Source organism: Vagococcus sp. QWL-13 (assembly GCF_058683555.1).
Genome location: NZ_CM178746.1, coordinates 1,906,789 through 1,921,704 on the forward strand (window position 1 = coordinate 1,906,789; position 14,916 = coordinate 1,921,704).

Annotated in this window: 15 protein-coding genes and 1 other annotated feature; of the genes, 5 read left to right on the forward strand and 10 right to left on the reverse strand. The window is 41.1% G+C overall.

Annotated elements, in window-relative coordinates; translation table 11 throughout:
• Positions 1-85: 85 nt before the first annotated feature.
• On the forward strand, positions 86-268 hold the full coding sequence (locus tag AC4PHI_RS08790; protein ID WP_492199542.1) for a hypothetical protein: 183 nt from the start codon (positions 86-88) through the stop codon (positions 266-268).
• Positions 269-358: 90 nt separating this feature from the next.
• Here AC4PHI_RS08790 and serS read toward each other — a convergent pair whose 3' ends face one another.
• Positions 359-1,630, reverse strand: coding sequence for a serine--tRNA ligase (gene serS, locus AC4PHI_RS08795; protein ID WP_492199543.1), 1,272 nt, complete (start codon positions 1,628-1,630; stop codon positions 359-361).
• Positions 1,631-1,691: 61 nt separating this feature from the next.
• Positions 1,692-1,914, reverse strand: a binding site (T-box leader).
• A gap of 256 nt (positions 1,915-2,170) precedes the next feature.
• Between serS and AC4PHI_RS08800 the strand changes: the two genes are divergently transcribed.
• The 4 genes from AC4PHI_RS08800 (at position 2,171) to AC4PHI_RS08815 (ending at position 5,955) form a co-directional block, all read left to right on the forward strand.
• Entirely contained in the window at positions 2,171-2,740 is a 570-nt protein-coding gene (locus AC4PHI_RS08800; RefSeq protein WP_492199544.1) for a glycerol-3-phosphate responsive antiterminator, read from the forward strand.
• A gap of 152 nt (positions 2,741-2,892) precedes the next feature.
• Positions 2,893-4,338 (forward strand): NAD(P)/FAD-dependent oxidoreductase, encoded by a 1,446-nt coding sequence (locus AC4PHI_RS08805; protein ID WP_492199545.1) that lies wholly within the window; start codon positions 2,893-2,895, stop codon positions 4,336-4,338.
• A complete protein-coding gene (locus tag AC4PHI_RS08810; protein WP_492199546.1) occupies positions 4,339-5,595 on the forward strand; it encodes an NAD(P)/FAD-dependent oxidoreductase in 1,257 nt (418 codons plus the stop codon).
• Positions 5,596-5,598: 3 nt separating this feature from the next.
• Positions 5,599-5,955, forward strand: coding sequence for a DUF1667 domain-containing protein (locus AC4PHI_RS08815; protein WP_492199547.1), 357 nt, complete (start codon positions 5,599-5,601; stop codon positions 5,953-5,955).
• 44 nt (positions 5,956-5,999) lie between these two features.
• On the opposite strand, the gene AC4PHI_RS08820 is transcribed toward AC4PHI_RS08815, so the two are convergent.
• The 9 genes from AC4PHI_RS08820 to AC4PHI_RS08860 are packed head-to-tail and all read right to left on the reverse strand — an operon-like array spanning position 6,000 to position 14,147.
• A complete protein-coding gene (locus AC4PHI_RS08820) occupies positions 6,000-6,620 on the reverse strand; it encodes a V-type ATP synthase subunit D (RefSeq protein WP_492199548.1) in 621 nt (206 codons plus the stop codon).
• An 11-nt stretch (positions 6,621-6,631) separates the two neighbouring features.
• A complete protein-coding gene (locus AC4PHI_RS08825; protein ID WP_492199549.1) occupies positions 6,632-7,993 on the reverse strand; it encodes a V-type ATP synthase subunit B in 1,362 nt (453 codons plus the stop codon).
• On the reverse strand, positions 7,980-9,767 hold the full coding sequence (locus AC4PHI_RS08830; RefSeq protein ID WP_492199550.1) for a V-type ATP synthase subunit A: 1,788 nt from the start codon (positions 9,765-9,767) through the stop codon (positions 7,980-7,982). The genes AC4PHI_RS08825 and AC4PHI_RS08830 overlap by 14 nt, the downstream gene beginning before the upstream one ends.
• Before the next feature lie 11 nt (positions 9,768-9,778).
• A complete protein-coding gene (locus AC4PHI_RS08835; RefSeq protein ID WP_492199551.1) occupies positions 9,779-10,087 on the reverse strand; it encodes a V-type ATP synthase subunit F in 309 nt (102 codons plus the stop codon).
• Positions 10,080-10,874, reverse strand: coding sequence for a V-type ATPase subunit (locus AC4PHI_RS08840; protein WP_492199552.1), 795 nt, complete (start codon positions 10,872-10,874; stop codon positions 10,080-10,082). The genes AC4PHI_RS08835 and AC4PHI_RS08840 overlap by 8 nt, the downstream gene beginning before the upstream one ends.
• Positions 10,861-11,439 carry a hypothetical protein gene (locus AC4PHI_RS08845; RefSeq protein WP_492199553.1) on the reverse strand — a complete coding sequence of 193 codons (579 nt, stop codon included), beginning with the start codon at positions 11,437-11,439 and terminating at the stop codon, positions 10,861-10,863. Before AC4PHI_RS08845 ends, AC4PHI_RS08840 begins: the two co-directional genes overlap by 14 nt.
• Entirely contained in the window at positions 11,439-11,918 is a 480-nt protein-coding gene (locus tag AC4PHI_RS08850) for a V-type ATP synthase subunit K (RefSeq protein WP_492199554.1), read from the reverse strand. The genes AC4PHI_RS08845 and AC4PHI_RS08850 overlap by 1 nt, the downstream gene beginning before the upstream one ends.
• On the reverse strand, positions 11,915-13,840 hold the full coding sequence (locus AC4PHI_RS08855) for a V-type ATP synthase subunit I (protein WP_492199555.1): 1,926 nt from the start codon (positions 13,838-13,840) through the stop codon (positions 11,915-11,917). Before AC4PHI_RS08855 ends, AC4PHI_RS08850 begins: the two co-directional genes overlap by 4 nt.
• A complete protein-coding gene (locus tag AC4PHI_RS08860) occupies positions 13,818-14,147 on the reverse strand; it encodes a hypothetical protein (RefSeq protein ID WP_492199556.1) in 330 nt (109 codons plus the stop codon). The genes AC4PHI_RS08855 and AC4PHI_RS08860 overlap by 23 nt, the downstream gene beginning before the upstream one ends.
• Between the last annotated feature and the right edge of the window lie 769 nt (positions 14,148-14,916).

The following is a 14,916-nucleotide window of genomic DNA, read 5'->3' on the forward strand; positions in this document are numbered from 1 at the left end:
GTTTGTCTATGGAAAAGTAACCTTCATTACGGATTATGAACAAAATCCCGGGATGGTCGTGTTCAGCTTTAAAGAATTGTCTCCCTTGTCTGAAACACTGTTCAACGAATTGCTGGATGTGTTCTATGATATTTATGAGCGGGACATGATTGACTTTCCGGAAATGCCAGAGGATTTCAACCATATAGCAGAAAAAAATGAGCAAGTCAAAGAAGCGTTTTTAGCATTCACCGCAAGTCTGTCACAAGACAATGATGGCACTCAATAAAATCTGACCGCTCAACGGTATCTTTTAAATCAAGCACCGGAAAACTGTTTTTAGTTTCCAGTGCTTGATTTTCTAATGAGCATTGTCAAACTATTCGATTACTGATACTCCCCCCATGTAAGGACGGAGCACTTCTGGAATCGTAACGGTGCCGTCTTCATTTTGATAATTTTCTAAAATAGCAGCAACTGTCCGCCCTACGGCTAAGCCTGAACCATTTAATGTGTGGGCGTAAGTTACTTGCCCTTCCTTGTTACGATAGCGGATTTTGGCGCGCCGAGCCTGAAAATCTGTACAGTTTGAGCACGAACTGATTTCACGGAAGGTGTTTTGCGCCGGCATCCAAACTTCGATATCATAAGTTTTGGCAGCTGAAAATCCCATGTCCCCTGTGCACAAAACTATTGTCCGGTAAGGCAGTCCTAATCTTTTTAAAATATCTTCGCCATTTTCCGTTAATTTTTCCAGTTCTTCATAAGAAGTTTCTTTTGCGGCAAACTTGACCATCTCCACCTTATGAAACTGATGCAACCGGATGATGCCGCGGGTATCTCTTCCCGCACTGCCCGCCTCAGATCTGAAACAAGGACTTAAAGCGGTCAAATAAATCGGCAATGCTTCTTCTTGCAAAATCTCATCTGCATAATAATTTGTCAGTGGTACTTCGGATGTAGGAATCAGGGTATAGTCAGCCCCTTGGATTTGAAACACGTCTTCTTTAAATTTAGGAAATTGCCCCGTACCAAACATGGCACGACTATTGACCATATACGGGGGGACTATTTCCTGATAGCCATGCTCATTGATGTGCGTATCCAGCATAAAGTTGTACAATGCCCGTTCTAACCTTGCACCTAATCCTTTGTAGTAAACAAAACGGCTTCCTGCCACTTTTGCGCCCCGCTGAAAATCAAAAATATCCAAATTTTCTCCGATTTCCCAATGATGTTTCGGCTCAAAGCTGGTCTCAAAAGGCTGACCCCAGCGCCTGACCTCCACATTATCTTCTTCATCATCCCCCACAGGCACAGTCTCGTGAGGCAGATTAGGCAGTCCTTCCATCAATTGTTTAAAAGAGTTATCAATCTCTTCTAACTCTTTAGTCAGTTCTTTGATGGTTTGATTGAGTGCCCTTGTTTCTTCGATGATTCCCGACAAATCCTTGCCCTCTCTTTTAAAAAGTGCTGCTTCTGCGGATAGCTGATTGCGCAAATTTTTCTTTGTCTCGATTTTCGGCATCAGCTCCCTACGCTTTTGATCCAACCTTAAAAAAAGAGACAGGTCCTCTTCTCCAACACCACGGGTGGTTAACTTTTTAGAAAACGCTTTAAAATTATTTCTCAATTCTTTTACATCCAGCATACCTATCATGTCCTTTCATTTTTTAATCTAAAAAAGCTTTCCCATCCCAATAGAATCCATCTATCGGGACGAAAAAGCATGTCTTTTATCCGCGGTACCACCCAAAATCAACGGCTTCAACTCTGCCGCTGCACCTTATCAGCTTAATAACGGTCGCTATCCGGAATAAATTTCTTTATTCCCTCTAACAGGAATGGATTTCATCTCATCATCTTGCCAATTTCCACCAAACATCGGCTCTCTGAAAAAATGACGCAGACTACTCGTTCCATGAGTCTTTTCTAATATCTCTTTCACTTTCTATGATACCCGTTATATACAGCTTGTCAACTTTAAGTCTATTTTATAAAAACGCCTCAAAATCTTATTCTAGAAAAATCATAATCAAACTTTCTAATAATGCGTAACCAATAAATTCAAAAAATTATCCAAAATTATTTCAGCTTTTCTATCCCCATTGAGTTTATTGTGTCAATTTTTTTATTTAAGACTTATAATAGATGTGAAATGTATAAACTGGCGAAAAGAAGAGGAATTCACATGCAGACGAAACGATTATTTGATGCTTTAGCTCTTAATCCAATCATTGCGGCAGTCAAGGATAAGGATGATTTGGAGGCCGCATTGAAAACAGATGTAGAAGTTATTTTTGTTCTTCACTCCGATATTTTTAATATCAAAGAAATCTCAGCAAAAATCAAAGCTGCCGGTAAAATTGGATTTATTCATTTCAATTTTGTCAAAGGTTTGTCCGATGAAGATATCAGTTTAAAATACATACGAGAAAACACTGATTTTGATGGTGTCATCTCCACAAAAGCTAATCATATTTCCGCTGCAAAAGCCCTAGGATTTTACACGATTCAACGGCTGTTCCTGCTTGACTCCATCTCTTTGGAAAATATCCACTCCCAAGTCCAGATGAAACATTCGGATTTGATAGAAATCTTACCTCACGTCAACAAAAAAATCATTCACATCGTCAGGCAAAAAATCAAACGTCCTTTGCTTATCAGCGGATTGATTTTGGATAAAGAAGATGTCATGAATGCCTTAGCCAACGGGGCGGCGGCTATATCTTCCACCAATCACTCGGTGTGGAAACTTTGAATTTGAATCAGATTGTCAAAACATGTGAAAAATAGTATAATTAAGGTAAGTTAATAATTGCTAGAGAGATGAGTGCACATAATTGATTTCCGTAGATAATATGGGGTCGGTTTGGTGCGCTCTTTTTTGTATGGATGACAGGAGGAATAAAAATGTACGATATCATTATTATTGGTGCAGGAATCGTTGGAACTTCTATTGCCTATGAATTGGCGAAATATCAGCTGGATATTTGCGTTTTAGAAGCTGAAAACGATGTCAGTGTAGGAACGACAAAAGCCAACAGTGCCATTCTCCATTCAGGCTATGACCCTAAATCCGGCTCTTTAAATGCCAGATTAAATGTGGAAGGCTCTGTTTTGGCAAAAGAACTTTGCAGGAAACTGGATGTTCCGCGAAAACAAATCGGTTCATTAGTGATTGCTTTTTCCGATGAAGATATATCCACCTTGGAAGAACTTTATAACCGGGGCAATCAAAACGGCGTGGAAGGTCTTGAACTGCTGACAGCGGAAGAAACACTTGCAATGGAACCTAACTTGAATCCGGAAGTTTGCGGTGCGCTCTATGCGCCGACCGCAGCTATTGTCAACCCTTGGGAATTTGCACTGGCACTAGGCGAAACCGCTAAAATAAACGGTGTTGATTTTAAATTCAATCAACGTGTCTTGGATATCCAAAAAGAAAAGGACTGCTTCACTGTTGTTACCGGGAAAGATTCTTTTCAAACAAAACTGGTCATCAATGCCGCCGGGATTCATGCAGAAGAAATACATCGTTTAGTGGCTCCCCCGACCTTTAAAACTATTCCTTGCCGCGGGGAGTATTATCTGCTGGATCTGGAAGAAGGAGGCACTGTCAGCCATATAGTTTTTCAATGTCCGACAAAAGTCAGCAAAGGCATTTTAATCAGCCCCACCACCCACGGCAACATCATCGTTGGACCGAATGCTGAAAACATCCCTTCCGAGCTTTTAAACACCGGTGCTGATTTAGCTAATACTTCTGCTGGTTTGGAAGAAGTTGCCAAGGGAGCCAAACGCAGTGTACCTGCCATCAATCTCTCAAACTCTATCAGGAATTTTTCAGGTGTCCGTGCTAATACAGACCGGGGGGAGTTTATTATCGAGAAAGTTATCGAAGGTTTCTACGATGCTGCCGGAATCAATTCCCCCGGTCTCACAGCAGCTCCCGCCATCGCCCGTTACTTGGCAGACTTAATGGCTGAAGACGGTTTAAACCTTGTGGAAAAAGAATCATTCATTGATAAGAGAAGCAGAATGCATTTTAGTGAAGCTTCCATCTTAGAAAAACAAAAAATCATCAAAGAAAATCCTGATTATGGACGGATTATTTGCCGTTGCGAAAACATCACTGAAGGTGAAATCCGCCAGAGTCTCCATCAGACTTTGCCTGCCAGTTCAGTGGACGGGGTTAAAAGACGGACAATTGCCGGAATGGGAAGATGTCAAGGTGGTTTCTGCGGTCCCCGTGTCGTAGAAATCATTGCGGATGAGCTGAATATCTCCCCCACAGAAGTGGACCTAGATAAATTAGGCAGCCGCATCTTGACCGGCATCACAAAGGAGGTTAACTAAATGTATGATTTAATCGTGGTTGGCGGTGGACCCGCTGGTTTGGCAGCCGCCTTAAGCGCTTATGAAAACGGCTGTAAAAAAATACTAATCGTGGAACGTGATCTGGAATTGGGTGGCATCTTAAATCAATGTATCCATAATGGATTCGGCTTGCATTATTTTAAAGAAGAATTGACTGGACCAGAGTATGCAGAACGTTTTATCGACCAGCTGGAAAACACTTCTATCGAAGTCAGACTTGACACCATCGTCCTGGAAATCACTGAAGATAAACAAGTCCATACCATGAGCAAAAAACACGGCTATCAAGTGCTGCAAAGCAAGGCAATCATCTTAGCCATGGGTTGCCGGGAAAGGACCCGGGGAGCTATCCAAATGCCCGGCTCCCGTCCTGCCGGTATTTTGACCGCCGGAGCTGCCCAACGTTATGTGAATATTGAAGGCTATATGGTGGGGAAAAAAGTCGTGATTTTAGGTTCAGGGGATATCGGTCTGATTATGGCCAGACGCATGGTTTTGGAAGGTGCGGAAGTATTGGCTTGTATTGAGCTGATGCCTTATTCAGGCGGTCTCACAAGAAATATCGTCCAGTGTCTGGATGATTTTAATATCCCTTTATACTTATCACATACAATCATTGATGTTGCAGGTAAAGAACGATTGGAGTCCATCACCATGGCGAAAGTAGATGAAGAAAGAAAACCGGTTCCGGGAACCGAACAAATCATTCCCTGCGACACTCTTCTTTTATCTGTGGGTCTAATTCCCGAAAATGAATTGTCCCGCAGTGTAGGTCTTCAACTAGATGGGCAAACACGGGGCGCCATGGTCTACGAAAACATGGAAACTTCTATCCCCGGCATCTTTGCTTGCGGGAACGTGCTCCATGTTCATGATTTAGTGGATTATGTCAGTGCAGAAAGTTCTCTGGCTGGAAAGGCGGCTGCGAAATACATTCAACAGCAAGACCGAATCACCGAAGCTGAGCATGTGAAAATTAATCGCGGTCAGGGTATCTCGTATATCTTGCCCCAAAAAATCCGTAAAGAAAACGTTGATAAGAAAGTAGATTTGTACTACCGGGTCAACCAAGTTTACGACACCTGTATCGTCTCGATCCAACAGCAAGGAAAAGAAATCGCAAAATTCAAACGAAAAAATCTGGCACCAGGCGAGATGGAAACTATTCCCCTTAGAAAAAAACTATTAGATAAACTTAACGGCAGTGAACTAAACATTGTCATAAGGGAGGCGTAGAAAATGGCTGAAATCATTTGTATCGTTTGTCCAGTAGGCTGTCACCTTACGGTAGATGAAGAAAATGGCTACAAAGTAACCGGGAATCAGTGCAGCAAAGGGGAAGTTTACGGAAAACAGGAACTGCAAAATCCGGTCAGAACGGTCACTTCCACTGTCAAAATAAAATCCGGCAGCCATCCCCGTCTGCCAGTGAAAACCAGCGACACGATTCCTAAAGGTAAAATGAAAGATATTATGAGGCTAATCAATCAGGCAGAAGTCACTGCTCCAGTGTCAATAGGCCAGATAATTATTCCAAATATCCTTGGCACAGGCGTTGATATCGTAGCGACAAGAAGTATGCCGAAAGCAATGTGATGCAAAAACACCTAGAAAGAAGAAAACTTCATTCTAGGTGTTTCTTATAATTTAATCAATTTAGCTATTTGACTACGTTCTGCATCTTCGATTTTCATTTTGATGTAAGCAATGGTTTCCGTTAAGTCCGGGATTGTTTTATACTCTAAAGAGTTCACCCGGCGTCTGGTGGCAATGATTTCTTCACCAATCAGGAAACATTTTTTTTCAAGTTCAGCCAGCTTTACCAAATTTTCACTCAGTTCTTCCTGATCCACATCTAATTCCTTGATGACGATGGGAGTGTAATAACTGCTAGTTTCTCCGCCTCGGGGAACTAGATTTTTATCAGGTAATTCAGCCAAGTGATAGCTAGGCACCCGCACACCTAAAACGTGCTGGAGAGACGTGCCCACATCCATTTGAAATTGGGAAGCATTTAAACTGTGCTGTAAAAAACGGTCATCAGATTCCAGACTTGCGTGTTGATAGTTTTTAAACAACGTCCCCAAACGCTCCTCCACAATCCGGCGCTGGATCACTGCTTCTTCCGTCATCTCTCTAAAATTTCTAACCAAAGAATCCTGTTTTTCTTTCAATAATGTGTGACCACGAGTGGCGATCTGAAGCCGATTGGATAAATTTCTCAACTCCACCCTCGTCGGATTGACATTTAATCGGGCCATTTCCTCACCCCTTAATAGTATTGCTCCAAGTAAGTGCTGCGGACTCGTTTCAGCTGGCTTTTCGGAAGCATCCTTAATAATTTCCAGCCTAAATTCAATGTTTCTTCAATAGTTCGGTTTTCATAAAATCCTTGATCGATATATTCTCTCTCAAAGGCCCGGGAGAAAGCGGCATACTTATGATCCAATTCAGTCAGAGCACTGTCTCCCAAAATGCTAGCCAACTCAATCGTTTCTTTTCCTTTAGCATAGGAAGCAAACAATTGATTCATCACGTCTGCATGGTCTTCCCTGGTTTTATCTTTGCCGATACCTTTATCCTTCAGTCGGGAAAGACTTGGCAAAACGTCGATCGGCGGCCGGTACTCAAGCTTTGACAAATCTCTGGAAAGAATAATCTGTCCTTCTGTGATGTAGCCGGTCAAGTCAGGAATCGGATGGGTCTTATCATCTTCCGGCATGGATAAAATCGGCATCATCGTGATAGAACCAACTTTATTTTGCAGACGACCCGCACGCTCGTAAATGCTGGCCAAATCCGTATACATGTAACCAGGGTAACCTCGTCTGGAAGGCACTTCTTTTCTTGAAGCAGACACTTCTCTAAGAGCTTCACAATAGTTGCTCATATCAGTCATGATGACTAGCACGTGCATATCCAAATCAAAGGCCAGATATTCTGCAGCCGCCAAAGCCATCCGCGGAGCAGATAAACGCTCGATGGCGGGATCGTCTGCTAGATTCATAAATAAAACTGACCGTTCGATGGCACCCGTCCGGGTAAATTCATCAATAAAAAACCGCGATTCTTCAAAAGAAATCCCCATGGCACAAAAAACCACCGCAAAGTTTATATCGTCTTCCAACACTTGAGCTTGTCTGGCAATTTGTGCCGCCAGTTCATTGTGAGGCAAACCGGAGCCGGAAAAAATTGGTAATTTTTGACCAACCACAAGAGTGTTGACACCGTCGATGGCACTTACTCCCGTTTGAATGAACTGATTGGGATATTGGCGCAGCACCGGGTTCATCACACTGCCGTTAATGTCCCGCCGTTCATACGTCAGCAAATCAGGACCATTGTCGATCAAGCGACCCTGCCCGTCAAAAATTCTGCCCATCATCTCACGGGAAACGTTTAGACTGACCGGGCGCCCTCTGAAACGCAGCTTGGCTTCATCTGGATTTAAACCGATATTGGAGTCATACAGCTGTATAACAGCATGGTCTCCTTCTATTTCTAATACCTTTCCCACCCGGACATCATTTTCACTCTGATAAATTTCAACTTCTTCGTCATAGGCGATATCAGAAACACCTTCAACGATTAACAGCGGACCGGCAATTTTTTGGATATTTTTAAACTCCTTCAATAATCTGGTCCTCCTTCAAACTTTCTGCAATTTGCGACAATTCTTCTTTGTTTTCTTTGATGATTCGTCGAATGTCATCCAAATGTGTCTCATCAATATATTTCATTTGTCCGATTTTTTGAATACTCTCGCCATTTAAAATATCTGCGATATAAACGTGTTCATGCATCAACGCGTCTCTGGCTTCGGCAAAAAACTCCATGATACACGTCAGCATCAGCTTTTGTTTCGTATGGGAAGTAAACATATCTTCTTCTACGAAAGCATTTTGCTGCAGGAAGTCCTCTCTTAACATCCGGGCAATTTCCAGTTTCAGAATTTCAAAATCTGACAAACCGTCTTTTCCGATCAACTGGACTACTTCTTGTAATTGCTGTTCCTCTTTTAACAAAGCCATGGCACGTTTCCGGTATTTAGGAAAATTGCGGTTCACTTGTCTGCGCATATAGTGATCGACTCTGTCTTGATACAATGAATAACTTTCCAGCCAATCGATGGCAGGAAAATGTCTGGCATAAGCCAAACTGGAATCCAGTGCCCAAAACACTTTAGCCACTCTCAACGTTGCCTGAGTGACCGGCTCGGACAAATCTCCGCCAGCAGGAGAAACTGCACCGATCATGGTCACAGATCCTTCTCTCGTCTTTTCTCCCAAACACTTGACGATCCCTGCCCGCTCATATACTTGAGCCAGCCGGGAAGCTAAATAAGCTGGATACCCTTCATCACCGGGCATTTCCTGCAAACGTCCACTCATCTCGCGCAGTGCTTCTGCCCATCTGGATGTGGAATCTGCCATCAGAGATACATCGTAACCCATGTCTCTAAAATATTCTGCAATGGTCATACCGGTGTAGATAGAGGCTTCTCGGGCTGCCACCGGCATATTAGATGTATTAGCAATCAACACCGTCTTGTTCATCAGCGGTTCTTTGGTTTTGGGATCGATTAATTCGGGGAATTCATACAGCACGTCTGTCATTTCATTTCCCCGTTCGCCGCAGCCGATATAAACCACCACATCCGAATTAGACCATTTAGCCAGTTGATGCTGGACCACTGTTTTTCCGGAACCAAAAGGCCCGGGGATACAAGCAGTTCCGCCTTTTGCCACCGGGAAAAACGTGTCGATTACGCGCTGTCCTGTGACTAAAGGTGTTTCAGGAAGTCCTTTTTCTTTAAACGGCCGTTGTTTCCGAATGGGCCAATATTGCCGCATGGTAACTCCCTGCTCATGTCTGTCTTCTTTTAAGATAGTGGCGACTCTTTCAGTAATTGTGTATTCCCCGTCAGCAATCCAATTGACAATCCCTGTGATTCCTTCTGGGACAAGGATATAATGTTTGAATTTATTTTCCATCACGTAGCCGAGATAATCTCCTGGGATTACAGTTTGTCCTATTTTGGCTATGGGATGAAAATACCACTTACGCTTCTCATTCAAGGTGGTTATTTTTGACCCTCTAGTCAAGTAGTACCCTTCTTGAGCTGCAAATTCTTTTAAATCTCGGCCGATACCATCCAGCATGCTGGATAACAGTCCCGGACCCAACTCCACACTTAGGGGGCGGTGTTGGGAAACCACTTTTTCCCCTAACTTGATGCCCGAAGTTTCCTCATAGACCTGAATAGATACCTCATCATCCTTGACTTCGATGATTTCTCCAAGCAATTCCAGATTGGAAACCAGCACTGTATCAAAAAGACGGGCATTTTTAATCCCGTTTGCCACTACTAAGGGGCCGGATACTTTGATTATTTGTCCATCTTGCAAACGTCTTCCTCCTAACTGATTGTAACTCCTAAAGCTTCTTCCGTCAGTTCTTTAAGTCTTTTTTGCGCCAACTGGTGATGGTGCAGCTGATTGGGAAGTATGCTTATGTTCACTTCGAATTCTTTGTTGTATTGTTGAATGGTTTCCTGATAGTCTTGAAAAATTGGTTCAGTAACAAAAATAATATTGACACCCGTATGCTGAAGCTGACGGACAAGATGTTTGAAATCGCCATTTCTTTCCAGAGTGACCACCTCAAGACCCAAAGTTTTCATCATACCTTCTGTCTTCTCATAACTTAAATAAACTACTTTAGCCATTGATTGTCCTCACCCTTTCCAAGACTTCCTCATTCGGCAAATGATACAATTTGCTCTTTAAAATCAGGCGCAAGTTAAACAACTCGTAAACCTTTTCCAGACTGTAGGTAAAGATGCCTTCCAGCCCAATGGTTTGATAACGGTAAGTCTGATAGCTTTCGATCAGCCAGTTATCAAATCTTTTTTCCAGTTCGATAGGATGGAAACCATCCTGAAAAACTTCTTGATAAAATGAGTGCTGCAGCCAGCGAATCCCTTCTTTTAAAGGAAGTGTCTCCAGCCGTTCCAAATCTGCCCGGGAGAAATTTCCGCAAGCATACTTTTTGAAAGTAATCCGATGATCCTCATGACGAAAATAATCGTTTAGAAAAAATTCATCGATTCTGCTTTTCGCATAGCTGGAGATGATTGGATGCAGACCATTTTTTGCATATCTGCTGTATTCCGCTAAAACTTTCTCATCTAAGTTTTCATAACCTGTTCCCTGATTTTTCTGAAAAATATCCCGTTTGACAAAAAGGACTTTCAAATATTCATCGGGAAAATTCAGCTGATACAAGGTGGACTCCAGCTCTGCCAGATTGTCCTGATAAAGATCATCAATAGTTTCGATGGTCACTTCTCCTCGAAGAGAATAATCAAAACGGGCAAGAAATCTCTGGATATCTTCCCAATTTTTCAATTGAATCAAATCGTGGAAATCAGCTTTTTTTAACAATTTTTTCTGCATATACACGACTTGGATGTTGGACATTAGAAAGTCATCTAACTGTTTACTTCTTCTCATCATGCTCATCCTCAAATAAGTAATCCATCATTTGGTTGGTCATTTCCTGTTTTCTGTAACGCATGACTTGATTCATATCATAGTTGATATCAAAATTTGGATAACATAAAAGAAAACCTATTTTTAAATCCTCTTTCAATCTGATGTCATAATCGGCACCAAAACGGGAACGGGCACTTTCATAACGGGAAGGTCCGATAAAGATAACCGGGCGTTCATCATGCTGCAATAAAAAACGGGACATCCAGTCAAAAAATATCTCGTCCGACAAATCATGAAAGTACTGGACACAAGTTTCCAACTCCTGATCGATCAGCGTTTGTCTGAATTCATTCACTCTCAGTTGTTCCGACATAGAGATGCGGATCATCTCCTGTCTTTTTTCAGCATTCAGTCTTTTGCGGTAGCGTGATTTGCGCTGTTCCAACCGGGCAACCCCTTCATCGATGATTTTTTGGTAAGCATCTTCTGCCTTTTGCTGAGCAGAAACAAGAAAGGCAGTTTCTTTTTGCAAATCTCTTTCTTCAAGATTTTCAACGATATTTGATAAATTTCCGTACCTCATCAGAAACTCACCGTATTCAAGATGATCAGGGAGCTGACAAACGCCAACAGAGCGTATGTTTCTACCATGATCGTATAAATAATGGTCTTGGTCATCTGCTCTTCATCACGGGCCAATAAGGCAATCCCGTTGACTGAAATACGACCTTGAGCCATGGCACTTGGATATCCGACGATAGCCATCGGCAAACAAGCGACTAAAATAAACAAACCTTCCTGCAACGGCATCGCTGCCGAAAGACGTGCCAGACACATAATGGCGATAACGAAACCGTAAAGTCCCTGAGAGGCTGGCAGCAGTTGAATAATCAATGTTTTACCAAATTTTTCAGGCTCTTCCGCCATCAGCCCTGAAGCTGCATCTCCGACCATCCCCACGCCTTTTGCACTTCCAGTGCCCGGGATAATAATTGCTAAAGCCATGCCTAAAACGGCCATGATGATGCCGCCGTATTCTATAAAAAATTCTGTGAATTTCATTTATCTTCCTCCTGAATGATATTAATGTATGTGTTGGGACTTCTAAATTCGCGGAATCTTTTGCCTCCACCCACATAAAACTTCCCGAAAAACTCAACATAAGTCAGACGTGCCGAATGCACATAAGAACTTAAACCGCTGATACCCAAGTTAAAGGTGTGTCCTCCTACAAAAACGATTGCTCCGACAATCACACCAATCACGCCAAAACCGCTCAACATTTCAACGATCAAGTTGAAAGCAAACCCGATGGAAGCTCCAGCCAATCCTAATGCCATCAAACGGGAGTAGGATAACACGTCACCGATATAACCTGTCATGCCGTACAAACTATACAGACCGCTGGCAAGCTTGCCAAAGATGGTTTTAGCATCTCTTCCGTTTGTCAATACGATGCCTATCATCCCGACGATTAGGATAATCGTTCCAACTCGAGTATAGGGTTCAAGCAAAGGCGTAAACATTTGGGAAACTAATATGATGGCACCGCCCAAAGCCAGATACCAAAAGATTACATCGAATAAAACATACCAAGGCTGTTTCCATTTGATAAAGAGATAACCCTTAATCGCAAGGCCAATGAACAAATGGAAAATACCAAAAACAATCGAGAAAATCAGAACGGTCATAAAGTCCTTGTTGATATCCAATAATCCTTTGACAGGGATTAGACCCCCAAAGAAAGCCCCATAGGCCCACCCAATTAATGTGGTTGGAACACTGAGATACATCAAAAATCGAATAAAGTTTGCTACGCTTTCTTTAAAATTGCCGAATTTCAGGGCAAGCAGGGTTGCCAGACCCATAATCAAACCGTAACCGATATCTCCCAGCATCATCCCAAAAAAGATGGCATAAAATGGCGTAAATAAAGGTGTAGGGTCCAGCTCGTTGTATCTAGGAAGAGAATACATATTAGTAATTCCTTCAAACGCACTGAAAAATTTGTTGTTTTTAAGTTTGATGGGAACATCTTCTGAATCAATCGGTGTTTCTGTGATGTCTGCCACAAACTGGTCGTCTGTAATTTCTTTCAGCAGCTCCACAAATGAATCTGTATCAGAAGTAAAAATCCAACCATCTATTCTGGTAGTTGTTTCAGAAACCAAAAACTTTTCAAAAGTTTCATATCGGAGCATTTCATTGTTCAGGTATTCATAGTAAAGCTGTAATTCTTCACGATAATTCCCGATACTCCCTAAACGGTCCTCAATAGTTTTTCTTTTATCAATAAGTTGAGTTAACTGATATTGCAGTTCTTTCATATCATCAGTTATTTGAAGTGACTTGCTGCTGCGTTTTTCGAAGTGATATTTATCAAGGATGATATCAATTTGTGCACGTTTATCCATCCCGGGGAGAATCACCACTACATTCAAGTGATTCGATAAAGTTTTTGTCATGTAAAAAGTATTGCCGATTTTTTCTAAATCTTTGGCAAAACTATCATAGTTTGTTTTGTCTACCGTTCCAATAATTGGCTTTTCTTTGCTTAATTGAATGATTTCTTCACTGCTCATGCGAACGTTATCGTTCCATGGCCGGTAGTACTCAAAATCAGCAATAGTTTTTTTCGATGCGTCATAATATTTATCATAAGTATCCAACAGCATTTCAATGTCGATATGCTGACACCTTTGAATAAGCTCATCGAAAGTAATCGATAAAACAGGTTGTTTTTTCTTTAATTTCTGCTCTTTTTCAATCTTTTTGATTGCGTTTAAAATATCTTTCAAATGTTCCCGCATGAATCGGTTTCTCTCAAAGTCATAAGCACTCTTTTTATTCTTGAAAAAAGATGTTTCCTCGGAAGAAATATCTTTAAAAGAAATATTTTTATAGTGCTGCATCCTTTCAAGAAGCGGTTCAACATGCTCATTTAAAAGAATGAGTTGAAATTCACTCATTTTTACTATGGCCATAACCGAATATCTCCTTTATTAGTTCTTCTCTGGCGTATTTTTTATTTTCTTCGTATTGTTTACGATAGAACTCTATTTCATTTTCTACTTGTTGAGCCATTGAAATTTTATATGCTTCAATCTCTTCTTCGACTTCTCTTCGCCAGGTGGATTCTTCCTGATCAAAATCATGATTCATCTCTTGTACTAATTTATGGGCGCGTTGTTTAGCTTCACGAATCAGTTTTGCTTCTTTTTCAAGAAGAACAGATTGATTGTCATCCGTCTTTTTTGCTAATGTCTCAAGTAGCTGCATGTCCTTTTCCAAAAATCCAGAACCCCCTTCCTGTCAATCAGTGGTCAGCAAGTGTTAATTGTCTCATTAAAACCTGCCAAATTTTAACATCATATCTCTAGTATAGATAAAATTTTATAATGGATTCAATAAAAAGACAAGTTTCTCATAATTTTATTAGAATTAATTTCTCAAAAAACCGATTAGTACCATAGGTTGAAGCACAAAAATCTGGCTTTCATGAGTTTATCTTAATTTACTGCTGTTATTATTCTCTTATCTTAACCATAACGTTCTAGACGATTTTCGGAAATCTTGACTAAAAAAACAGCCCTGATAAACTGTCAGGACTGTAAATAAAATAGTTGTATAATTTTTGATAAGGATGAATATTCCAGCTAGCATAAAGATGTCCAACACTTATCGGAAAAAGAAGAATAACAAATTTCATCGTCTTTGTAACTAAACCTCATTAAACACAGACAGTGAAACCAAAGATGTCATTCTTTACGAAAACCTTATAAAAAAATTAAGAAACATCTGAACTGAATTGAATTGAAAATACCTTCAACTTTTTTCTAATAAACTTCTTAAAAGACCTAATAGTAACATCAAAGTCATTTAACGGACTAATTGTAGTTATCTTATCTTTTGATACTTCATACATCGCATTCTTGTCGAGTTTAAACTGACAAATCCAAAAGACAACTCCACATGTTTAAGAAGAGTTGTCTAAGCTTGTTATTTAAAGTCAACTAAATTCTAGCCGTCCACATTATCTGACGAAGGTCCAGTCCCTTTA